The sequence below is a fragment of the Nesterenkonia ebinurensis genome (genome assembly GCF_008711175.1).
In the GTDB taxonomy this organism is placed as follows: Bacteria; Actinomycetota; Actinomycetes; order Actinomycetales; family Micrococcaceae; genus Nesterenkonia; species Nesterenkonia ebinurensis.
In genome coordinates, this window is sequence record NZ_VWNF01000041.1 from 174453 (window position 1) to 197707 (window position 23255).

Sequence of the window (23255 nt, forward strand, 5' to 3'; positions counted from 1 at the left end):
CGTCCCCGAACAATATCAGGTTCAATCAAGCCATCTACTGCAGACAAGGAGACCATCTGCTACTTTTAAAAGCAGGCGTTTCCCCTTGCTCTGAGCCAAACTTCAATTAGTCCTCCGGCAAGAACTCAGTTGTCCAAGCCCCCTCAGCCACCTCTTCGTCTTCAATGATATCCATCTCCAGCGCTAAACGCAGACTTTCATTCCAGCGCTCCTCTGTTTGCCAACCAAACTGAACCTCCTCAGCATCACCAGTCCAGACAAATGGCCGTAGGGCTTCTGATTCCTCGATAAGTTCTTCCACTGTTTGATCTTCAGCAAGCGGCGCAATCCACTCGGCAACATCCTCGATGTTGTCTTCGTAGTACTCCCAGCCTCGAACTGTCGCCTCGACCACGTCACTCACCAATTCAGGATTCTCATCAATAAGTTCCTCAGTGGTGAAGAGACAAGTACCGTAGTCCACGTTCGTGGGATTCGGCAAGACTTCAACATCTACCCCTTGCTCTGCAAGCTGAGCTGGCGCGTTTGTCAGGTACCCCTGAGCAACGGCTGTTTCATCCATGACGAAACTCGCGTAACTGCCCGAAAATTGCACCGCCTCAACCTCATCTAAGCCATACTCTTCCACGGTCCATTCCCAGTCTGGGGAGGACACTTGAGTGTAGACAGTACGACCGTTGAAGTCCGCAGGGGAGTCGATAACCTGCCCCTGATGGTACAAGTAGGCGGCTGGACGCTCCTGAAGGCTAGGCATCAGACACACTATGCCAATACCCTGCTCTCGGCCGAGAAGAATTTGACCGCTGGTCTCTTGACCGAACTCAGCACCTCCGCCTGCTACCACCTGAATGGATGTTGCTTCAGTACCACCTGGCTGAATGTTGACTTCTAATCCAGCGTCTTCGTAATAACCAAGTTCCTGCGCCGCTACGATCCCGCCGGCATTACTCGGTTGCGCGAGCCAGTCAAGCGCGATGGTGATCTCACGAATCTCCTCTGAATGAGGCTCCGTCCCACTAGTGTTTTCAGATGGTCCACTCTGGCCACATGCAACAAGCAGTAGAACTGACGGCGCCAAAAACGCCATTACAGTAGATCCTGAGAAATCGGTCATTATCTTCTCCTTATGGTGCAATTTATTTACGAAATAAAACTTCTACGACGATTCGGTCATCTCCGACTCATGCCACTTACCAAGCAGTAGTCGAGAGAGCTTAGAAACTAAGAAATTAAATATTATTCCAAGAAACGCACAAGCAAGACCAGCCGCAAACATTTCGGGAACTTCAAGACGTATTCCAAAACGAATAATAAGGAAACCCAGTCCAGCATTTCCCGATCCAATCCCCGAGACATATTCTCCGACAATCACGCCGACGACTGCCATCACGCCACAGAGTTTGATTCCCGTCACAATATAGGGAAGGGCAGCTGGCAGCCTTAAACGCACCAAGGATTGAAATTTACTAGCATTCAAGAGCTTATACAGCTCCTGGAGGTTCTTATCTGTGCTACGGAGACCTATCAGCGTATTGGTTAGCACTGGAAAGAACGCCATTATAGTAGCTATAATTACAACAGCAGTGGGGCTAACGCCGAACCAAATGATTATCAAAGGTGCTATGGCAACAGACGGCATAGCCTGCAGAACAATGACGTAGGGATAGACTGCTCGCTCTATGATTCGCGAGGAAGACAGCAGTATAGCTACCAGAACTCCGCTAATGAGACTGACAGTAAAAGCAACTAGCGAGGTAGTAAGGGTGACTATAAACGCTGAGCTGACAACGCCTATCTCACTCCAGGCTGCAGTTGCTATTACAGATGGCATCGGAACAAGGTAGTGCGGGATCTCCATGACTCGGCATACCGTTTCCCAGATAGTCACTACTAACAGTAGTAGTACTGTAGGCGGAATCGCTCGAGCGAGCATTCCAATGAAATCTCGTCTGTTCTCTACACTTGACCATCTTGCGGAAAAATTAGTTTTCCTTACTGATGGAGTAAGCAGCGAATTACTATCAGGAGGCGCAATAGCTGTTGACATCAAGAATCTCCCAGAGAGCGATTAGACTGTAATGCCGAATTTATATCCCCCACCAATTGGGCAAATCGAGCACTAGCTCGAAAGTCGGCTTCCTCATGAGCACGTTGAACGCCAATATCTGCTACCACTTGTCCCGGACTGGGACTCATTACCACTACTCGAGTAGAGAGATAGGCTGCTTCAAAGACATTATGTGTGACAAAAAGGACAGTCATATCTTCCTGTCCTCGCCAAATGCTCAACAGCTCATCTTGCAGAGTCTGTCGAGTTATTTCATCCAAAGCCGCAAAAGGCTCGTCCATGAGCAAAATACGGGGTCTCGCGATAAGTGCCCTTGCAATCGAGACCCGCATCTTCATCCCCCCGGACAGTTGCCGCGGCAGGTCCTTAGCGTGGTCCTTGAGACCAACCAACTCCAACACCCGATCGACTTCTGCCTGAACTTCAGAGCGAGAAACCCCTTGAAGCCCTAGCGGCAGAGCTACGTTGCGTGCGACACTCGCCCAGGGCATGAGGGTAGGTTCTTGGAAGACGAAAGAGACCAGGTTGTCTGCACGCGCTTCGGCGTTAGAGCGCCCGTAAATGCCGACTCGTCCTGCTGTAGGCTCAGCCAGCCCTGCGACCATACGGAAAACTGTAGATTTGCCGCATCCTGATGGCCCCAAGAAAGTAATGAACTCGCCTTGGCCGATGTCTATGTTCACGTTCTCGACAGCTAATTTCCCGTTGCCGAAAGTCTTACTGACCTGAGCTAGTCGCACCGCGACTGGCTCAGGATGAGCTACCAGAACCACACTCAACATCCTCCATTGTGTTGTATATATCAACATTTAAGATGTTAAGCCTCGACTGTTTCTCGATCATGAAGCAGGTGTTTCCGCCAAGTTAAGCGCGTACCTCATACTTTGTGGGTCGTATCTGGATACTCTGGCCGTCGTGCTAGTGTTGAAGATACCAACATTCTATGAGATGGAGTGAGAATGACTGTCACCTCTTCTGACACACAGGTAATAGATGAACTTACTTCAATTCTGGGTCTTGACAAGGTAGCGATCGACGAAGGCACCCGATCGCGAGCCTCAGTAGACGAAGCCACTATGTCGCCAATCCTCGCCGCGAACCTTCCAAACACTATTGCGGATGCGGTCGTCTACCCCGAGGAGATGCAAGATGTCCTGGACATAGTCAACTTAGCGGTCCAAGCCCATACCCCTCTCACGCCCAGAGGAAAGGGAACCGGAAATTACGGACAAGCGGTGCCACTCAGTGGCGGGATTGTCATCGATTTCACCCGAATGAGAAAGATCTGGACGATCGAAGACGGAGTTATCACTGCCGAACCTGGTGCACGAATGATCGAATTGGAACGACACGCAACTTCAGTCGGCCAGCAGCTATGGATGTATCCGTCAACTGTTCAAAGCACCTTAGGAGGATTCATCGCCGGAGGTTCCGGAGGCACGGGATCGATTCGGCACGGGGGTATCCCTGGTGGTTTCGTTGCAGAACTTGAAGTCGTCCACGCAGTTCAGAAACCGGAGATCGTCAAGGTTGCTGGGGACGACGTTACTCCCTATCTCCACGCCTACGGCCTTACAGGACTCATAGTTGGAGCCTCAGTTCGACTCGAGCCCCTGCAGGACTGGAGTGTTGTTTACGGGAGCTTTTCCACACTTGAGGACACTTTCGAACTGATCCAGGAGTTGCCTAACCTGAACCCCGCGCCACGCCTGGTCTCGGCTGATGAGTCGGAGATCACTTCAGGCTTTCCTAAAGATGCAGCAATTCCCCAAGGTCGAGCGAGTCTCAGAGCCATCGTGGACTCCAGACTTGTTGGTCAAACGCAGCACTTGATCGAAGCTGCCGGCGGAATGGTTGAAGAAGTCCGTAAGGGTCTGGGCGCAATGGTTAAGGCCTCTGGCCTCTCGTACAACCATCCGAGCTGGTTCCTTATTCGAAAATCGTCGACTCCGTTATTTCACATGGAGGTAGGAGGTAAGGCGCTTATCGAAAGTTTCGATGAAATGAAATCCGTGTACCCTGGGGCGCTGATTCATCTGGAAGGCAACATTCCGGAGCCTCACGGCATGATCACCGCTCCCTACACCTCAAAGGAAGACGTCCTGCAAGGGCTGGAACAACTCAATAAACTCGGGATCGGTTTCCATAATCCGCACCAGTGGTATATCGACCGTAATGTAGATCTTCTCCGTGAGACGGCAATACACACGGATCCCACTAGCTTATTGAATCCCGGTCACTGGCCCAGCCGGAATTCGGATCCAAGTTCGAACGTAGTGCAGGAAAAGAGGCGTGAAGCGATGAATGAACTATCACGAATGGGAAACAACTGTGAAAATTGATCATTTCGCACTTGAAGTTCCCAACTTTGACCAATTAATTGGTTCATTGACTCATCTTGGTCTCACTTTGCAAAGAGTTGGATGCAAGGCGGACGACTCAAGTCGTAGAATCGCTATGATCAGAGATAAGTCGGGATTTAAAATAGAAATTATAGAAGGAGAAAATATAGAATTCTCTCATTTTGCTGTCAAGGTAGAGAGTATCAATGAACTTCACAAGCGTCTGGTCACCGAGTCGAATTACAATGAAGTTAAGAGTCTTCGACGCCTTTCAGCTGCTAAAGCGTATACCTCTCTAGTGGCGGATCCCAGTGGTCTCATGGTGCAGCTTGTCCGGTATGACCCGGATAGTCCGGACCTGTGATAGAGAAATCACGTGAGCCTTATGCCCCATAGCAGCAGTATTCTGCGCAATGCCTCTCTTGTTAACGGTGAGCAAGTAGACGTTAGATTCGACGGATCCCGTATATCCCACATAGCCCCTGCGAGTCCTCCATCAGCGATCAGTCGGGGAGAGCTTGATCTCCAAGGCTATCTGCTCCTTCCTGCTTTGGCAGAACCCCATGCTCACCTCGACAAAACCTTGACACTATCCCCGGATGTTCCTTTTCAATCGGGAAAGGGATTGGAGGGCGCTATCAGTTCTTGGCACCGAGCCAGGCATCACATGACAGAGGCCAATATCTACGAGCGAGCAAAATCAGCATCGATGAAATTGCTTCACCATGGTACAACTGCCATCCGCACTCACGTCGATGTGCATCGCGACGATGACCCATTACGAGCGGTACGAGCTTTGATTCACTTGAGGAATGATCTTCGGGATGTGATGAACCTCCAACTAGTTCTGCTAGCTCATTGGGACACCTCGGAAGAAATTTTCAAGGAAGCAGTCAGGCTAGGAGTTGACCTCATTGGCGGTGCTCCTCATATGGCTCCTGATCCAGTGAGGCACACCGAAAGACTAATGAAAATCGCTGAGACTTTCAACGTAGGCACAGATTTCCACACGGATGAGCACCTGGACCGTGAAAGCACTATTCAACATTTTATACGGTTAGCTTACCGGAGTTCCACGGAAGTTGTTAGACATACGGCCAGCCATGCTTCTCGATTAAGTACAGTTTCATCCTTTGAACGTCAGAGAATAATAGAATCGGCAGCCGCGAAAAACTTAGGTTTTATAGCCCTTCCGCAAACAAACTTATATCTACAGGGAGGCAATCAGCGTATCGGAACCCCCAGGGGAATTGCACCCATAAATGATCTACTCCACCAAGGTTCCGCAGTAGCCGCGGGAGGAGATAATCAGAGAGACGCCTTTAACCCCATGGGGAGGTTTGATCCTCTAGAGATAGCATCTCTTGTAGTAACTGCCAGCCATGTAGAGGTGAAGGCAGCCTTGGCGCTCGTGAGTTCCCGCGCTAGACATGTAATGGGACTTGCGGAGGCACCATCTGATCGCAACTGGCTTCTGGTTAAGCAGGGACAGCAAGCTGACCTGTTAGCCATAAAGGCAAAGAGCATTGATCAGGCCGTGGGAGAGAGCCCCATGGACCGATACACCTTTCATAAAGGTCAGCTTGTCGCTCGTTCACATTTGAGAGTGGAGTTTCTATTCAGAGGTAGGTAAGCCACATGCTTGATGATACTATTGAAGTAACAGTAGGGGATTTGGTCGACGAAGCGATAGATATAAAAAGATTCGTTTTGCATCGAACAGGAAACCTGGACTTCCCTACCTGGACACCTGGTGCGCATATTGATGTGCTGTTCGCAGAGGGCTTGGTCAGACAATACTCGCTTTGCGGGGACCCACATAGGGCTGATATATGGGAGATTGCAGTCCTGCATACAGGGGAGAGTCGAGGGGCCTCTCATTATTTGCATACTCAAATAAATATAGGCGATCGTCTTTCTATTCGAGGCCCTCGAAATAACTTCAAATTTAACTTAGATTCTTCACTCAGATTTCTCGCCGCTGGTGTGGGAATTACTCCGATAATTTCTATGATAAGAGCTGCACATTCTGCAGATGTCAAATGGCGACTTGATTATATCTCTCGCTCTAGAAAGAGAATGGCGTTCCTTGAAGAGCTGGAATCCTATAGCAGTAATGTCGTTGTTCATGCCTCTGATGAGGGACGTGTTTTCAAACTTAAACACTACCTTATAGACACGGGCGGAGTTTACGGGGCCCCTTTATACGCTTGTGGACCAGCTCGCTTATTAGATGAGCTGACTACTATGAGTGAAACCTGGCCTGAAGACTACCTCCATATAGAGCGTTTCCGGCCTAAGTCAGATGCCTCATTACCAGATCGGCATTCCTTCACAGTAAATTTCGCTTTGTCCGGAGTCACTGCCCAAGTCAATCAAAGAGAGACCATCCTCGATGTAGCGGAGCAAAGTGGGATCCTTGTTGTTTCCTCATGTCGAGAGGGGACTTGCGGCACTTGCGAGACAGACATCATTGAAGGGGAAGCTGATCACCGGGATTCAGTACTCAGTGCAGCTGAGCAGGCTCAGCAACGGACGATGATGATCTGCTGTTCCCGCTCTAAAGGATCTAATCTGGTGTTGGATTTATAACAAATCCTCCGGGGTGTCGATGTCGGTGTCGTCAGCGATACCGGTGAGGTCCATGAGGTCGAGGCGGTGGGCCTGTGCCCGCAGGTAGCGGCGGGCCCCCTCGTCCCCTTCGGCCAGCGCAGCTGCTGCGGCGGCGTCGCCTGTGTCGAACACCACCGGATGCGTCGGCCGGCCAGCCACCGCACCCTGGGTGATCCGTCCCGGAGAATGCTCGTCCAACACGGCTTTCAGCGCCGCGGCCCCGATCCCGGGCTGGTCCACCAGCAGCACCGCAATCCACTGCGCGCCCAGCTCAGCGGCCCGCTGCACCCCCATCCGGAATGAATCCGCCAGCTGTCTCTGCCTGCCAGAGAGAACGACGACGTCCGTTCGGCCCAGCAGCCCCCGAGCGTCAGAATTCAGCGCCTCCAGTACCTCTTCAGACCGGTGGCCCAGTACCAGGACCGGCACGGTGCCCGTCTCCCATGCAGTGCGCAGCGCCCGGACGGCCAGCAGCTCCCCATCAGCTCGCAGCAGCGGTTTGGAGGCCCCGCCAAGCCGCTCAGCTTGCCCGGCGGCAAGAATCACCGTGGCGGTACGCATCGGCCTAAAGACCGTTGCGGCGGGCCGCAGCGTCCCCAATGGGCACCAGTTTGTCGCTGAGCCCATAGCGCCGGTCCTGCATCTGCACCAGGTATCCGGAGGTGATCAGTGTGCGCAGCAGCCGGTGCACTGTGGCTGCTGGCAGTCCGGTGGCCGTGGAGAGTTCACTGAGCGTGGCGGTGCCGCCGCGGGCTGCCACCACCTCAATCAGGGCCAATGCCCGCTCCACGGACTGCACTGAGGATCGCCGGGGCTCGGTCATCGGGCACCTACTGTCTTCTCGGTACGGACCGGATGGCCAGCCGCATATCCGGGGCCGTGCAGCTGTTCCCCGCCGCTGAGCAGCATGGCGGAGGAATCCTGGGCGCTGAACAGCTGGGTGCCGCGCAGCACTGCCCCCACCACCGTGCCGCGGATCTCATAGCCGTTGTAGGCACTGATCGGGTTCTTATGCGCCAGCCCGGCTGAGGAAACTACATGGGTCTGTTCCGGGTCATAGAGCAGAAAGTCGGCGTCACAGCCAGCGGCTATCCGCCCCTTGTGGCTCAGCCCCACCTGTTGAGCGGTGTTGGTGGCCATCCACCGGCTGACCTTCTCCAGGCTGATGCCACGCTCAGCAGCCGCGGAGGCCACCGCGGCGAAACCGACCTGCAGGCCGGAGACCCCGCCCCAGGCCTGAGTCAGGTCAGGGGCGCCCTTGTACTTCTGCTCCCGGGTCGCCGGAGAGTGATCGGTGACCACCATGTCGATCAGCCCCTCGTCCAGCCCCTGCCACAGGGCCTCCCGGTTTCCGGCATCACGGATGGGTGGGCAACATTTGAACTCGGCAGCACCGTCCGGCACCGATTCGGCCTCGAAGCAGAGGTAGTGCGGACAGGTCTCCACGGTGATCGGCAGGCCTTCGTCCCGGGCAGCCTGGATGGTCTCCAGGGCACCGGCCGCAGCCAGGTGCAGGATATGGGTTCGGCAGCCGGTCTCCCGCACCGCGTCGATCAGTCCCTCAATGGCGGTCAGCTCCGCCTCGGCCGGCCGGGTGGCGGCCCAGTCCCGGTAGCGCTTCATCCTGCGGTGCGGCCCGCCGTGGGCGGCGGTGGCCACATCAATGGTTCGGGCGTCCTCGGCGTGGACGATCACCAGACCGTCAAACCGCTGGATCCGGATCATCGCCTCGCGCAGCTGTGCCGGTGTCACCGGTGGGAACTCCGGCACCCCGGAATCCAGCAGGAAGCATTTGAAGCCGAAGACCCCAGCCTCCCACAGTGGTTGGAGGTCATCGGCGTTGCCCGGCACGATTCCACCCCAAAACCCCACATCCACATAGGTCTGGCCCTCGGCCGCGGTCTGCTTGGCCTGCAGGTTGGGCACATTCACTGTGGGCGGGATAGAGTTCAGCGGCATATCCACAATGGTGGTGGCCCCGCCGAGAGCAGCAGCCATGGTCCCGGTGGCGAATCCTTCCCAGCTGGTGCGCCCAGGTTCGTTAAGGTGCACATGGGTGTCCACATTGCCGGGCAGCACCACCAGCCGCGGGGGCACCCGGAGCATCCCGGTCCCGCCGGAGACGTCACGGGCGCGCACAATCGCAGCCTGCCGGGCAGCCTGGCCAGGAGCCAGGCGGGTGATCCGCCGAATTGCCCCCTGATGATCGATCTCCAGGTGCGCCGGCACCAGGTCCCCCTCTACCAGGACCCGCTCTGCGATCAGATGGCGCACGGTCATGGGCCCTAAGCCTAGGACGGCCATATTTCGGGAATATTGACGGCGTGTTCACACCCCATGTCACACGAGAGCAGCAGCCCCTCTATCAGCCTGCTAGACGAACTCGGGCAGCCACTCCCAGGCAGCCGGCGCAGGCGTTGCCCCGGAGCGGGTGACTGAAGCGTTCATCAGCCCGTAGGGCAGCACTCCGGCCTCGAAGACCTCATTGGGATTCTCCAGTCCGTACGGCTCCAGGTCCACCACATAATGGTGGTTGTTCGGCATGGCAAAGCGGATATCCTCGATCTCCGGCACAGCCTGCAGCACAGCTTTCCCTGCCGCGTATAAGGTCTGCTGCAGGCTCAGCGAGTGCACAGCGGCAAACTGCTCCAGCACTGTCTGCTTGACCTGGGCAAACACGGCGTCGTAATCCACACCCCCCGACTCGGCGGCGGTCGCAAACAGCCAGCGGGCAGAGATATCGGTGGCCATGATCCGGTCGGTGGTCTCCGGCAAGGTGGTGAACTCATCCCGCGGGAATCCGGTGAACTCGCTGCCGGTGGACTTCAGCACGGTGAGGTCTTTGAACCCGCCCAGCACGTATTCCACACCATTGGCCATGGTGACTGACGCTGTACGAATCTCCTGCTTGGACCGAACAAAAGAGTGGTCATGGCCGCGGCCCTTCACCTGGATCCGTTCCCAGGGATAGGACTCGGCCAACCATCGCCCGCCGTGCACCTCCGGGTGGCCCAGAAAATGCCGCCCCAGGGTCAGCAGGAACTCCTCGGGGGTGGTGATCCCGTGCTTCCTGGCAAACGCGTAGACGGTGTTCTTCTGGGTGTCGGTGGCCAGTACCTTGGAGTTGTCCCCCGTCAGGAAGGTCTCTGCGAAATCCCCGCGCAAAAAGCTGCTGACGTTCAGGTCGCGGATCTGGTGCACCGGGGTGTCCCGGTTGATCCGCACCACCCGCACTTCGGCCTTGCCGTACTGGTTGGGTCCAAGCACAATCTCGTTCATCGTGTTCCTCAGCTTCCGCGGTAGGTGGAGTAGGAGTAGGGGCTGATCAGCAGGGGCACGTGATAATGGGCTTCAGTGCCGATACTGAAGGTGATATGCACCTCGGGGAAGAACGTGGGCAGGCCCTTGGCCTGGAAGTACGCGCCGGTGTGGAAGCTCAGCCGGTAGGCGCCTTGCTCCAGCTGTTCGGGCCCCAACTCACCAACCCGCCCGTCGCTGTCGGTTCTGCCACGGGCAATCTCAGTGCCCGTACTCTCAGCAAGGATGACGACGACGCCGCCGGCAGGGGTCCCAGCTGTGGTGTCGAGTATATGCGTGGTCACCAGGCTCATCGAGGTCTCCTCCTACTGAACAGCGGTTGTGTCCGAGCTTAGCCGCCCCACGAAATCGCTAAGGCTCAGGGCGAGCGGCAGTTCATGTGGACTGCCGCCCGACCCTGCGCCCCGTATTCTCTGAGCTGTAGTCAGGCCAGATCAATCCGCAGTGATGTACTCCACATAGACCATATCGTCAGCCCGGGGCTCATAGTTGATCCCCTCAGCGCTAGCCCGGAAAGTCACCTGCTGGTACAAGTAGATGTAGGGCAACTCCTCGGCCACGATCTCCTGGACCTGCTGATACTGCTCTTCCCGCTCCTCCTCGTCCATATTCACTGCCGCAGCTTCCAGCAGCTCGTCAACCTCGGGATTGTCGTAGCCAAAGGCCTCGGGGTGGTAATCAGAGTGGAAGTGCCCAAGACTGAAGGAACCATCGTAGAAGGTGTTGTTCCACATGCCGTGCAGCAGATCATTGAACTCGCCGTTGTTACGGGAATCTACGTACTGGCTGGCTTCCATGAGGTTCAGCTGCGCCTCAATGCCGACCTCCTCCAGCATTCCGGCCACGGCCTGAGCCATATCGGCGTCGTCGGGGCTTCGCCCCTGCGACTGGTTCACGGTGATTTCCAACTCACCCTCCCCGTAACCAGCTTCCTCCAGGAGCTCTCGCGCCCGGTCGGGGTCATACCGGAAGGAGTCATGCAGGGACTCTTCGAACCCGAAGGCTCCCGGGACCAGAGCCGTACGGGTGGGAACGCCCTCACCGTTCTGGAACATGTCGTTCATCGTCTCGTTGTCGATGGCGTAGTCGAGAGCTTCGCGTACCAACGGATCTTCGGTGGCGTTCCCTTCATTGGCGTTGACGTAGATGCGCTGCACGGTGGTAGTCGTGGTGGGGAGCAGATCAATGCCCTCCTCCGCATCCACGCGGTCTAGGTCCTGCATCGGGATGAAATCTGCAATATGCACGCCTCCGGTCAGCAATTCGCTGATACGGGTGGAATCCTCACCGATGATACGGAATTCGACAGTGTCCCATTCTGTGACGTCCCCGCGGAAGTAGTCCTCATAGCGGGAGATGGTGAAATTCTCGCCTTCGGACCATTCGACGAATTCAAAGGCGCCGCTGCCGACCGGATGCTCCATATATCCTTCCCAGCCTTCTTCCTCGATGTAGTTCTTGGGGAAGATGCCGGAACCCTCACGGGCCAGACGATAAGGCAACACAGGGTCTGGACCGTCGGTGACGATCTCGAAGTTCAGCTCATCAATTACGTTGACCTCAGCGATGGTGTTGTAGTTGGCGTACTGGGCCAATGTGTCATCGCTAGATACTCGTTCCAGGGTGAACTTCACGTCCTCCGAGGTCAAGGGGTCCCCGTTGTGGAAAGTAATACCCTCGTGCAGGGTGAAGGACCAGGTCTGCTCATCAATATTCTCGTAGGTCTCCGCCAGGTGCGGCTGAAGCGTGCCGTCATCATCGCGACGAATAAGGTAGTCCTGCACGTTGACCATAATGGCTTCGGTAGCGATATCCGCAGAGTTGTGGGTATCTACAGTGTCGATGTCCCGGCCGAAGCCGATGATGAGTTCGTTGCTGCCGGTGCCAGCGGCTCCGGTGCCATCATCCTCACCGCCTTCCGTCACTGCGTCACAGGCTGACAGCGCGAAGAGGCTGCCGATAGCCAATCCAGAGATAGTGGTTCGCCGAAGGGTGTGGGAGTTTCGTGCTTTCATGGTGTCATTTCCTCTCAGATGGGGTGAGTGCTCTTCAGTTATGGTTCAGTGGGAAGTGGCAGGCGGCCTGAGCCGTATCGCTAAGAGATCGCAGCGGCGGTTCTTCAGACCGGCATCGGTCCTGGACATAGAGACATCGAGTGTTGAACGGACACCCCCTCGGAGTGATGTCAAGGCTTGGAACTTCTCCCTCGAGCAGCTCATCCTGGCTGCCTCGCAGTTCGGGCGAGGATACCGGGGATGAATCCAGGAGAGCTTTGGTATAAGGGTGTTTGGGATCGTCGAAGAGTGAATCCCGGGTGGTGATCTCAACGATCTTGCCCAGGTACATCACCGCGATCCTGTCACTGATGTGATGAACCGCCGGCAGGCCATGGCCGATGAAGATATAGGTAAGGTTGAACTCTGCTTGCAGTTTCTTGAGCAGATTGAGCACCTGCGCCTGGATGGATACGTCAAGTGCAGAGACTGCCTCATCGCACACGATCAGCTTGGGGTTGAGCGCCAGAGCCCGGGCTATGCCAATACGTTGGCGCTGACCGCCGCTGAACTCATGGGGGAAGCGGTCAACGAAGTCCGGACTAAGCCCTACGGTGTCCATCAGATCCAGCACCCGGTCACGCCGACCCCGACGGGTGGGCAGGGTCCTATGCGTGCGCAGCGGCTCCTCAATGATCTCACCGACCCGCATGCGAGGATTCAACGAGGAAAAAGGGTCCTGGAAGACCATCTGCATGTCTCGCCGACGCCGACGCATCTCCTGGGGCGGGAGCTCCAACAGATTCTGACCTTCGAAGTACACTTCTCCGCTGGTAGCTTCGAGCAGCCGCAGAATCAGTGCCGCAGTCGTGGATTTTCCAGACCCGGACTCGCCAACGAGGCCGAGTGTCTCCCCGGGGTAGACGTCGAAGGAGATGTTGTTGACAGCAACCAGCTCATTGCGGGGACTCTGCCGTTCCTGAGCCTGATCGGAAGCCTTCCCCTGCTCATCCTTAGCGCTGGCCTTGGGCCGGGGCCCCCGCAACGTGAATTTCTTCGTCAGGTGACGCACTGTGATCAGCGGCTCCTGCGCGGATGCCTCCGTGGTGCTGTGTAAGTGCTCAATCGCCTCAGTCATGAACCAGTCTCCTGTTCGGCATAGAGCCAGCATCGGGTCTTCGCTCCGCTGCCGAGCTCCACCTCGGGCGGACGCTCAGAACAGATTTCCATAGCTTTGGGACAGCGGGCGGCGAACCGGCAGCCAGTGGGCATCTTTGAGGGTGTGGGAACAGCGCCCGGAATAGATTCAAGCTCGTCCCGGACTTCTTCAATCTTCGGAGTGCTGGCCATGAGCGCTTTGGTATATGGATGCCGGGGTTCACGGAAGAGCTCATAGACCTCGGCTTCTTCAACGACCTGCCCGGCATACATGACGACTACTCGGTCAGCCATCTCTGCGATGACGCCTAGGTCGTGGGTGATCAGCAGAATAGAAGTCCCGGTAGTTCTCCGCAGCTTCTTCATCAGGCGCAGAATCTGTGCCTCGACGCTGACATCCAGTGCGGTGGTCGGCTCGTCGGCGATGAGCAGCTGAGGCTCACAGACCAGAGCAATGGCAATCATGATGCGTTGGCGCATGCCCCCGGAGAGTTCGTGAGGATAAGAGCTGTAGGTCTGTTCTGCCCGGGGGATACCGACACTGCGCAGCGCTTCCACAGTGCGTCTCTTCGCTTCCTTACGTGACAGCTTCTCGTGGTAGCGCAGCGGCTCAGCGATCTGTTTGCCCACGCTCATGAGTGGATTCAGGGAGGTCAGCGGTTCCTGGAAGACCATCGAAATCTCTTTGCCCTGCAGCCTACGGCGCTTCTTCGACGGGAGCCGAACGAGGTCATGCGCGCCGGCGAAGAACATCTTGGATGCTGTGACCTCCGCATTGGGCGGCAGCACACCCATGATGCCGTACGATGTGACGCTCTTTCCGGACCCGGATTCCCCGACGATACCGACAACTTCACCGCGTCCGACGGTGAAGGAGACATCTTCGACCACGGTGGTGCTGCTGTCGTCCCCTCTGAAGGAGATCTGCAGCTTCTCAACCTCCAGAACTGGGGGATGCTTCTCTGTCATGATTCTCTGCTGCGGAAAATCGGCTGTAGCAGTCATGAGCGCTTCTTCTCCCTTGGGTCGAGGACGTCTCGGAGCCAGTCCCCCAGGAACATGATGGCCAAGACTGTGATGGTGATCGCTAACCCTGGAAAAGTGGCAATCCACCAGGCGGTGGCCAGATAGTCACGGCCTTCGTTCAGCACATAGCCCCAAGTGACGGTAGGCGGCTGGATTCCCAAACCTAAGAAGCTCAGGGAAGCTTCAATCACTATGTTCGTGCCGAAGCTCAGCGTGGCCACAACGATGGTGGTGGGCATCACATTGGGCAGAATGTGCCGCATCATCATCACGGGATCGCGAGTACCGATCGATCGTGCCGCTCGGACGAAGTCGCGCTCCCGGAGGCTGACGACATCAGCCCTGACCATACGAGCGAAAATCACCCATCCGGTGACCCCGAGTACCACAGTCAGCGTGACAGTGCTGGGACCCATGCTGCCGATGATCACCAGAATCAGCAGGATGTTCGGGATTGCCATGTTGGCATCCACTAGACGCTGAATGATGGTGTCGAACCAGCCACCGGCGTAAAAACCGCTGATCACTCCGAGAGTGACCCCCAAGACCGCTGAGATGATTACGGCTATTCCACTGACCAGCAGAGTGACCTGTACCCCGTGGACGATCCGACTCAGGATGTCCCGCCCCAGGTTATCCGTGCCCAGCAGAAACTCGGTGCTGCCGCCCTCCAGCCAGAACGGCGGCAGCAGACGATCCTGCGGGTGTTGCTGGCCCGGCGGATATGGTGAGATGAATGGGGCAAGCAGTGCCGTCAGCACACAGAGCAGCAGCACCAGGGCGCCGATGGTGGCAGCGGGGCTCTGCAGAAGTGTGCGGAGCCGACGGCGCACCACGGCTGCTGAACCACCGCTGCCTGAGACCGCCGGGCCTCCGGGTGCGGCCTTGGTGCTGGTCTCATTCTCCATCAGGGGCTGTTGTGTCATGGGGACCTACTCGAATCGGATCCGGGGGTCGATCACTTTGTTGAGGATGTCCGCGGCCAGGTTGAACGCGATGATCAGGAGTGCGGTGACAAAGACCACCGCTTGCACGATGGCCATATCTGCGGCAGTCACAGCGTTCACCAGCAGTTGGCCGATGCCGGGCCAGGCGAAGACGCTCTCGGTGATGATCGCACTGCTGATCACCAGTGGCGTGGTGAGCGCAAGCAGTGTGATGCAGGGAACCAGGCAGTTGCGAAAGGCATGACGGTAGAGCACAACCTGGTGAGGCAGCCCCTTGCTGCGGGCGGTACGGATGTAGTCCTGGTTCAGCACCTCCAGCATGTTGGAGCGGATCACCCGGGTCAGCTCGGCGGTGACCCCACCACTGAGGGTAATGGCAGGCAGCACCAAGTGGGCCCAGCTGCCGGAACCCGAAACGGGGAACAGCCCCAACGATACGGAGAGAACCAGAATGAGCATGATGCCGAGCCAGAAGTTTGGAATGGCTTTTCCCACCACAGCGAGTCCTGAGACCACCACGTCGAGTACAGAATTCTTATGCGTTGCTGACAACACCCCCAGCGGCACTGCCATGGCGATGGAGATCAGCATTGCAGCTCCTCCAAGCAGAAACGTATTGGGAAGCCGATCCAGCACAATGGGCATAGCGTCACGGCCATACATATAGGATTCGCCGAAGTCCCCGCGCACCAGGTTCCACATATATTCCCCGTACTGGACATGGAACGGACGGTTGAGCCCCATCGCTTCTCGAAGATCCGCAATCTGCTGAGGCGAGGCGTTGTCGCCCAACCGCTGGCCGACGGGATCTCCCGCAATGTAAACCAGAAAGAAAATTACAAAAGTGATGATGAGCAGCACAGGAATGATCTGTAACGCGTAGCGCGCCCAGTAGGAGGTGGCAATCCTGTATAGCATCGACCTGCGATCCCCTCATTTGGACCTGGAGGCGCCCAGGCCTGAAAAGCGGCTGACTGGACACCGTATGAAACAGTAGTTTCATTAGATCACCCTTGAATGTCACAGAGTTTTCATCAATATGACACTTATGTTTCACCAACTGAGTGATGATCGATCATTCGTTTCATCAAGTGGAAACTCACAGTGTCCCGACCAGTTGGCGCCACCTAACAGAGCGGGTGGCCTGGTGGTTCACAGTTCAAGCTCGTCCAGATCCTCATAAGCCGCAGCGATGGCCGAGATGCGCCGTCGGCTCTCCGGCAGTAAAGCGTTCAGCACACCGTTGGCCAGCACACTCACCAGGGACATCGGTGCGGAATAGGAGTCAAATGCTCCATCGGTGCTGATGGGGCATTCCAGCCACAGATCAGCGTCCCCGGCATAGTGCCGGGAAGTAGAGTCTCCGATGCACAGCAATTTCGCCTCAGAGTCGGAGATCCAACGAATCATCCGAGAGAACACCGCGGGGCGCCGGCGGAAGCCCACTGCCACGACTAGATCCCCGACGCGCAACTTGGCCAGCTCCTCGCCGAGGGTTTGCCCCGGCTGCGGAGAGACCCGCACATCAGTCCGTGCCTGAACCAGCTGCTGATGAAGATGAAGTGCAATGGGATAGCTGTTACGCAGACCTATCACGCTGATCCTCTTGGCTCCGGCGAGCATGCTGACTGCGGCGCTGAGGCGCCCATTCGCCAGGAGTGCACTGAGCTTTGCGAGATTCTCTTGTTCATGGGCCTGGTGCCTCTGCAAGCCGCTGGTGGGGGTGCCGCTTTCATCGGCGTGATGCCCTGACAGGGCAGGAGAGGCCACGGGCAAGCCTCTGCTGCGCAGAGATCGGGCGTGGTCTCGGACTTCTCTGAAGTCATCAAAGCCGAGTTTGCGGAAGAGCCGGGAGACAGTTGCTTTGGAGACTCCCGTTTCACGGCTGATATCAGCGGCGGAGAAGATCGCCAAATCGCCAAGATGCTCCAATAAGAAGTCAGCTACTCGCCGTTCCTGGGGCGGTAGACCTCCGTAGCGGGCATCGATCCTGGCATCGATGCGAACCTCAGCTGGCTCCGGCTCCTTCCCGGCGCCGCTCATTACTGCGAAAGACGTATCCCCACTCACGCTGCCGTCCCTCCGACGCTGAACTCACCGGCATCATAGTTCTCCGCTGTCTTCCATACGGCTGTTTCGAGCGCGTTCAGAGCGGCGGCAACATCCTCGGTGGTCACTGACTCCTCGGGATGGTGACTGATGCCGTCATGACACCGTGTGAACAGCATGGCAACCGGGGTCAGGGCAGCCATGGCCATGGCGTCATGGCCAGCTCGGGAGTAGAGCTGCATTGGATCAGGGTCTCCGGTATGCACGATACCGGCGGCGACCGCCTGGGAGAGCTGATGATCACAGTAGACGGTGCCGGCGGTGTGAATTTCTTCGGCCTCATACTCCAGCCCACGTTCCGAGCACAAATTCTCCAACTCAGTCTCGATCGCAGCCCAGGCGTCGTCTCGAAGTTCATCTGTCTCGGCACGTAGATCAAGGGAGAGATCCGCTCGGCCAGGAACTACGTTGACGGCTCCAGGCACGGCGGTCATCTGCCCCACTGTGGCTATCGCTTGTTTCTCCCGGCCGATCCGTTCGATGTCCAAGACAGCTTGGGATGCACCGATCAGCGCATCACGGCGCCGAGCATAGGGAGTGCCGCCGGCATGGCGGGCCTCCCCCAGAACACTGATCCGGAAACGCCTAGCCCCAGCGATGGAAGTGACCACGCCGAGCGGACGATCAGCGATCTCCAGATAGGGCCCCTGTTCGATGTGGGCCTCCAGGTAGCCCACAAGGTCCGCAGGCTTCCGTGCCGCCTCGCCGACGCGGTCCGCGTCCAGACCGAAGACCTCGAAAGCCTCCCGGAGAGTGATTCCATCCTCATCCTTCACATCCCACCATGTGGGATCCCAGGTACCAGCCATCGCCCGAGACCCGAGTAATGTGGCACCGAACCTGGTACCCTCCTCATCACCGAAAGCAGCCACTTCTATGGCGAAGGGAAGCTGGGCAGAATGTGGGGCCATTCGCCGTGCTGTCTCAATGCCTATGAGCACACCAAGAATGCCGTCATAGCGGCCGGCGTAGGGCACCGTGTCCAGGTGAGAGGCGATCAGCAGGGCGGGCAGACCGGGTTCGCGACCTTCGATCCTGCCGCACTGGTTTCCGGCGGCGTCCTGCCAAGTGGCCATCCCAGCTTCCTGCATCCAATGGGCGGCCAACGCGTTGTGCCTGCGATGCTCCTCGGTGAGATAGGCGCGCAGGATCCCGTCCGGCAGCGCGCTGATAGCGGCCAGCTCGTCGCAGCGGGCCATGATCCGCCGGGCTGCGGTCATGGTCTGCTCACTGGGCAGGTAGGTGCTGTGCTGATGGGCGCCGGGTGTGGCGTGGTGGGCTGTGCTCATCCGGCCTCCGCATATATCTCACTGGCGGCGCCGGTTCCGCCACCGGCGGTGACCTGCGCCCCGGCGGACCGCAGCACCTGTTCCAGGGCGGCCAGGGTGAGCATCACGGCGTCTTTACGGGCGTTATAGCCCATAGTGCCGATCCGCCAGACCACTCCGTGCAGGGGGCCGAAGCTGGTGCCGATCTCAATGCTGTAGTCGCTCAGCAGGGCGGACCGCACTGCCTCGCCGTCCACCCCGTCGGGGATGTGCACGGCCACCACGTTGTTCATCCGGTGGGTCTGGTCGCCGAAGAGCTTCAGCCCCAGTCCCTGTACCCCGGCAACCATGGCGGCACCGTGCAGCCGGTGACGCTCCACAGCATTGTCCATACCTTCGTTCACCAGCAGCCGGGCGCACTCGCGTGCCGCATACAGCATGGAGGTGGCCTCGGTGTGGTGGTTGAGCCGCTGCGGGCCCCAGTAGTCCAGGATCATCGCCAGGTCGAAGTAGTTGGAGGCGATCCGGGTGCCGCGCGGGGTGGTCCCGTCATCGATGCCGGACTCTACATGGCGGCGGGCCCGGATGACCTCCACCGCGCGGTCAGAGAGAGTAATCGGAGCTGAGCCGGAGGGCCCGCCCAGGCATTTCTGCAGACCGGCGGTGGCGGCGTCGACTCCCCAGTCATCGGCCAGGAAGGTGTTGCCGACCAGGGATGCGGTGACATCGGTGTAGAACAGGGCGCCGTGCTTGCGGCAGAGTTCACCGACTCCCTTCAATGGCTGGTTCATGGTGGTGGAGGTGTCGCCCTGGACCAGGGCCAGGAGCTTGGGCCGATGGGTGGTAAGGGCGGCGTCGAGCTCTTCCAGGGTGAAGACTTGCCCCCATTCTTTCTCGATGACGACGACTTCGCCCCCGGCTCTTTCTGCGATCTCCTTCAGCAGGTGCCCGAACCGGCCGAAGACCGGGACCAGTACCTTCTCCCCCGGCTCCACCAGGGATACGATGGCGGCCTCGATGCCTGCGCGTGAGGTGCCGTCGACGAGCAGCGTGGCTCTGTTGCTGGTGCTGAAGACTCCGCGGTAAAGCTCCATCACCTCATTCATGTAGCTGGTCATAGCTGGGGCGAACTGGCCGATCAGTTGGGCGGTCATCGCCCGCAGCACCCGGGGGTCAGCGTTGACCGGCCCGGGCCCCATCAGCAGCTGCTGCGGCGGATGGATCTGGCGATGCTCTGCCACGGAGGATGTCATGGGGATCATCATACTGAAACAATTGTTTCAGCCAGATGAAACGCCGCAAGCTTCCCATCGCCCGTTCTGGGACGGTGAGCCAGCCGGGAAATTCGCCAGCCCACCCTCGTGTTGCGGTCGGGGAGAAATCCCCCGGTCAGTCGGTGAATTGACTGCTGCGGCGTGCCCGGTGATGCAGAATCAGCCCCAGCAGCACCAGCAGCAGAGCTCCACCCAGGACCGCGCCGATAGCAGCGCCGGTGCGGGCCAGGCCCCCTTCACTGCCCTCATCGAAGTCTTCGGGCTCCGTCGGCTCTTCCGTCGGTGTACCTGTCGGATCGTCCGTAGGTGCCTCGGCAGGGGGAGTGGTTTGGTCATCCGTAGGATCCTCACTCGGCCGGTCTGTCGGCTCGGCCTCAAGGGCGATATCAGCAATGATCGGGTCGTGATCTGAAGCTCGCCAGACCATGGAACCCCATGTCTCAGTACCGTAGATGCCCTCGGTTCCGGAGGCCTCGTAGCGGCTGTACTCCAGGGCGATGGGTTCCCGGGCGTTGGTGTTCCAGATGACGGTCTGCTCCACGGTTTCCGCTGCAGAACCCGAGGCCAGGATGTGGTCCAGGGCGCCGAGCTCGCCGCCGAAGTGGTAACCGTCCTGTCCGAGGGAGAGGTTCTGGTAGTCGCCGAACTCAGCATCGTAGATAGCACGCATCGGGTCCTCATAGGCATGGGAGTTGAAGTCGCCCATGAGGTAGAAGTTCTCGATGCCGCGGTCGTCACGGATGGCCTCAGTGAAGGCCACCTGGGCCTCTGCCTGGGCAGTCCGGTCAGCGTTGAAGCAGGCCTGACCGTCGCCCTGGTCCTGGTTGGCGCCCTCTGCCCCGCTGCAGCTCTTGGACTTGAAATGGTTGACGATAGTGACGAACTGGTCCGTGTCGGTTCCGCCCACCGGCTGGAAGACCGCGGCCATGGGCTCGCGGGCGTTGGAATAGATATCGGCCAGGTCGTAGCCCTCCAGCGCGTCGGAGTCCAGGGCGGCCACCCCGTCCTCGAAGAGGATCAGGGAGTCCACCAGTTCCACGTTGGCAGGCTTGTAGACGAAGCCGTTGCGGATCACATCCTCATCCTCCGGGTGCTCGTCCACCGGCACGAAGTCCCAGGCCTCGTCGCCCTCAGCGGCGTTCAGCGCCTCGACCAGCACTTGGTGGGCGTAGTCGCGGTCCTCGCCGAAGTGTGAGGAGTTCTCGATCTCCTGGAGGGCTACGATATCGGCATCCATCTCCACGATGGTGTTGACGATGCGTGCCTGCTGCACCTGGAAGTGCGCCTCGGTGTAGGCGCCGCGGACGTCACACCAGTCGGCGGTGGTGGGGTTGCCGTGCCGGTCCTCGTGATAGTCACAGCCGGGTTCGTCCTCACCGAGGTGCGGGAAGTAGTTCAGCACGTTGAACCCGGCCAGGCGGAGGTCACCGGCCCGCTCAGGAAGGACGGCTCCGCTGCGGGTGTCCTGGATCTCCACGGGCTCCGCCTCGGGGTTTCCGGGCAGGAAGCTGGTGGGCTCGAAGCGCCAGCCGTCGTAGCGGTACTCCAGTATCACGTGGTCGGTCCAGGTGAGGGCTGCTCCGATGCGCACGGTGTCGTTGCTCTGCAGGTAGGGCAGCGGCATATGCCGGTCGAAGGCGAAGGACGCCCAGCGGTTGCGTCCGCCGTGGCCCAGGGTGATCTCCCTGGCCTGGTTCTCCGCCAGGTGCGCATCGGCCTCTGCGCCTGGTGCCATGAGATGGGTTGCGGTGTAGTGCGGCTCGGTGCCGTCCACGATGCGCAGCACTCCGCCTACGCTGTCCGGCTCACCGTGCAGTAACCCGTAGTTGTCGCTGATGGCCCAGTCCCCGGCAGGCTCGATGAGCATGCCGATGAGGTGCTCCCGCTCCTCGGCGCTGAGGAAGCCCTCGTAGACATAGGGCACGGGCTCGGTGACACCATCTTCGGGTTCCGCCACCTCAATAACTGCCCCGTTGAGGATCTGCAGCTGGGCGGATTCCTGGGCGCCGGTCTCGTTCCAGGTGCCCACGGTGCCGGTGATCTCCACGTAGTCGCCGATCTCGACTCCAGCACCGTCCCAGCTGGTGCCCTGGTGGACGAAGATCGCGCAGGAGACCTGGTGGTCGGTGTAGTCCCCCTCACCGCAGGCTGCCTCTTCCTGGACGTAGAAGCCGTCGTGGGCGCGGGAATCGTTCTCGGCGTCGTCGTACTTGGCGGTGACGAAGCCCGCGATCATCACGTCCTCACCCTCCAGCGGGCTTTCAAAGGAGTCGGTCCAGTTCTCTCCGCGGATCTCGGAGATGCGGACCTCTTCGCCGTCCTCCGGCGCCCCGGGGGCGTCAGGGTCGGTGGGGGTGGGGGTATAGGGCTCTCCGCTGGAGTTGACCGGTTCAAACTCCTCCGTCGGGGCGAAGTCGGTGCTGTTCTCGGCGGAGGGGCCCTCCCAGCTGGTGACCCGCTGCAGGGCGGCGTCCTCCACCTCGTTTCCTGCCGGAGCGGCAGCCTCGCCGGCCCAGGCGTATGCGCTGCCGTAGCCGATGAGGTCGACGATCTCCTCATAGTCGGTCACCTCAACGCTGCCCTCCGGCATGGTGATACGGTCGGTCTGCGGGGCCAGCAGCAGGGTGTAGTCGGAGGTGTGGAACCAGTCGTTGGTGGCGTCGAAGTCGGCGTAGTCCACTAGGGTGTACTCGCCGTCGGCGGCCTGGGCTCCCTCGAAGGCGATGAGGAAGTGACCGCCGGCTGGGACGGTTCCCTGCAGGTTCTGGTCGCCGTGGAAGCTGCCGGCGGCGTTGGTGTACTGCAGGGACCACTCTGCCAGGTCGATGTCCTCGGTGCCGTAATTGTAGAGCTCTACGTACCGTTCCAAGTAGGTGGAACCTGGTTCGCCGCCCTGGGTGTAGACCTCATTGATCAGCAGCGTCTCGGGGCCGTCATAGGGTTCCTCGGACTGGGTGTCAGCGGAGACGGGGGCGAGAGTAGCACCTAGCAGGGCCCCGGTCAGGCCGAGTCCGCCCAGGCCTTTGGTGACGCGGGTGCGGAGTGAGCGCGTCGAGGTCGTGTGTGTACTCATAGAAGCAGACGTTCCTCATCAAGAGACAGCGAGTGGACAAAGCTTCGGCGCCGACCGGGGAAGAG

At 58.6% G+C, this 23255-nt stretch carries 21 protein-coding genes; 4 read left to right on the forward strand and 17 right to left on the reverse strand.

The features are described from left to right. Positions 1-106: 106 nt before the first annotated feature. The 3 genes from F0311_RS12085 to F0311_RS12095 all read right to left on the reverse strand — a co-directional run bounded on the left by F0311_RS12085 (position 107) and on the right by F0311_RS12095 (position 2841). Entirely contained in the window at positions 107-1114 is a 1008-nt protein-coding gene (locus tag F0311_RS12085) for an ABC transporter substrate-binding protein (RefSeq protein WP_150462187.1), read from the reverse strand. Positions 1115-1156: 42 nt separating this feature from the next. Continuing rightward, positions 1157-1858 carry an ABC transporter permease gene (locus tag F0311_RS12090; protein WP_191089908.1) on the reverse strand — a complete coding sequence of 234 codons (702 nt, stop codon included), beginning with the start codon at positions 1856-1858 and terminating at the stop codon, positions 1157-1159. A 188-nt stretch (positions 1859-2046) separates the two neighbouring features. Further along, the gene (locus F0311_RS12095; RefSeq protein WP_223881304.1) at positions 2047-2841 is read right to left on the reverse strand and encodes an ABC transporter ATP-binding protein; all 795 of its coding nucleotides are present in this window, start codon (positions 2839-2841) and stop codon (positions 2047-2049) included. Positions 2842-3027: 186 nt separating this feature from the next. On the opposite strand from F0311_RS12095, the gene F0311_RS12100 reads away from it, so the two are divergent. From F0311_RS12100 to F0311_RS12115, 4 genes are read left to right on the forward strand one after another with little or no spacing between them, the layout of a single operon-like run. Beyond that, positions 3028-4410: an FAD-binding oxidoreductase gene (locus F0311_RS12100; protein ID WP_150462190.1), complete on the forward strand. Its 1383-nt coding sequence runs from the start codon at positions 3028-3030 to the stop codon at positions 4408-4410. Next, complete coding sequence (locus tag F0311_RS12105) at positions 4373-4774, forward strand: VOC family protein (protein ID WP_150462191.1); 402 nt, start codon at positions 4373-4375, stop codon at positions 4772-4774. Before F0311_RS12100 ends, F0311_RS12105 begins: the two co-directional genes overlap by 38 nt. Before the next feature lie 21 nt (positions 4775-4795). Further along, positions 4796-6043 (forward strand): amidohydrolase family protein, encoded by a 1248-nt coding sequence (locus F0311_RS12110; protein ID WP_223881328.1) that lies wholly within the window; start codon positions 4796-4798, stop codon positions 6041-6043. Between the two features lie 5 nt (positions 6044-6048). Then, a complete protein-coding gene (locus F0311_RS12115; RefSeq protein ID WP_150462193.1) occupies positions 6049-7002 on the forward strand; it encodes a PDR/VanB family oxidoreductase in 954 nt (317 codons plus the stop codon). Here the strand turns inward: F0311_RS12115 and F0311_RS12120 are convergent. The 14 genes from F0311_RS12120 to F0311_RS12185 form a co-directional block, all read right to left on the reverse strand. Continuing rightward, positions 6997-7584 (reverse strand): nucleotidyltransferase family protein, encoded by a 588-nt coding sequence (locus tag F0311_RS12120; protein WP_191089909.1) that lies wholly within the window; start codon positions 7582-7584, stop codon positions 6997-6999. The two genes, F0311_RS12115 and F0311_RS12120, sit on opposite strands and share 6 nt — an antisense overlap. A 4-nt stretch (positions 7585-7588) precedes the next feature. Beyond that, entirely contained in the window at positions 7589-7846 is a 258-nt protein-coding gene (locus F0311_RS12125) for a helix-turn-helix domain-containing protein (RefSeq protein ID WP_150462195.1), read from the reverse strand. Continuing rightward, positions 7843-9303, reverse strand: a complete 1461-nt coding sequence (allB, locus tag F0311_RS12130) for an allantoinase AllB (RefSeq protein ID WP_150462196.1) — start codon at positions 9301-9303, stop codon at positions 7843-7845. The genes F0311_RS12125 and allB overlap by 4 nt, the downstream gene beginning before the upstream one ends. Before the next feature lie 93 nt (positions 9304-9396). Then, on the reverse strand, positions 9397-10302 hold the full coding sequence (pucL, locus tag F0311_RS12135) for a factor-independent urate hydroxylase (RefSeq protein ID WP_150462197.1): 906 nt from the start codon (positions 10300-10302) through the stop codon (positions 9397-9399). An 8-nt stretch (positions 10303-10310) separates the two neighbouring features. Beyond that, the gene (uraH, locus tag F0311_RS12140) at positions 10311-10634 is read right to left on the reverse strand and encodes a hydroxyisourate hydrolase (protein WP_150462198.1); all 324 of its coding nucleotides are present in this window, start codon (positions 10632-10634) and stop codon (positions 10311-10313) included. 141 nt (positions 10635-10775) lie between these two features. Next, positions 10776-12356, reverse strand: coding sequence for an ABC transporter substrate-binding protein (locus F0311_RS12145; RefSeq protein WP_150462199.1), 1581 nt, complete (start codon positions 12354-12356; stop codon positions 10776-10778). A 34-nt stretch (positions 12357-12390) separates the two neighbouring features. Further along, entirely contained in the window at positions 12391-13473 is a 1083-nt protein-coding gene (locus tag F0311_RS12150; protein WP_150462200.1) for an ABC transporter ATP-binding protein, read from the reverse strand. Then, on the reverse strand, positions 13470-14498 hold the full coding sequence (locus tag F0311_RS12155) for an ABC transporter ATP-binding protein (RefSeq protein ID WP_223881305.1): 1029 nt from the start codon (positions 14496-14498) through the stop codon (positions 13470-13472). The genes F0311_RS12150 and F0311_RS12155 overlap by 4 nt, the downstream gene beginning before the upstream one ends. Continuing rightward, the gene (locus F0311_RS12160; protein WP_223881306.1) at positions 14495-15445 is read right to left on the reverse strand and encodes an ABC transporter permease; all 951 of its coding nucleotides are present in this window, start codon (positions 15443-15445) and stop codon (positions 14495-14497) included. The genes F0311_RS12155 and F0311_RS12160 overlap by 4 nt, the downstream gene beginning before the upstream one ends. A 6-nt stretch (positions 15446-15451) precedes the next feature. Continuing rightward, positions 15452-16384 carry an ABC transporter permease gene (locus F0311_RS12165; RefSeq protein WP_150462201.1) on the reverse strand — a complete coding sequence of 311 codons (933 nt, stop codon included), beginning with the start codon at positions 16382-16384 and terminating at the stop codon, positions 15452-15454. Between the two features lie 234 nt (positions 16385-16618). After that, positions 16619-17536: a MurR/RpiR family transcriptional regulator gene (locus tag F0311_RS12170; RefSeq protein WP_223881307.1), complete on the reverse strand. Its 918-nt coding sequence runs from the start codon at positions 17534-17536 to the stop codon at positions 16619-16621. Then, positions 17533-18864, reverse strand: a complete 1332-nt coding sequence (locus F0311_RS12175; protein ID WP_223881308.1) for an allantoate amidohydrolase — start codon at positions 18862-18864, stop codon at positions 17533-17535. Before F0311_RS12175 ends, F0311_RS12170 begins: the two co-directional genes overlap by 4 nt. Then, positions 18861-20096, reverse strand: coding sequence for a pyridoxal-phosphate-dependent aminotransferase family protein (locus F0311_RS12180; RefSeq protein ID WP_223881309.1), 1236 nt, complete (start codon positions 20094-20096; stop codon positions 18861-18863). Before F0311_RS12180 ends, F0311_RS12175 begins: the two co-directional genes overlap by 4 nt. A 136-nt stretch (positions 20097-20232) precedes the next feature. Further along, positions 20233-23190, reverse strand: coding sequence for an ExeM/NucH family extracellular endonuclease (locus tag F0311_RS12185; protein ID WP_150462202.1), 2958 nt, complete (start codon positions 23188-23190; stop codon positions 20233-20235). Positions 23191-23255: the final 65 nt, after the last annotated feature.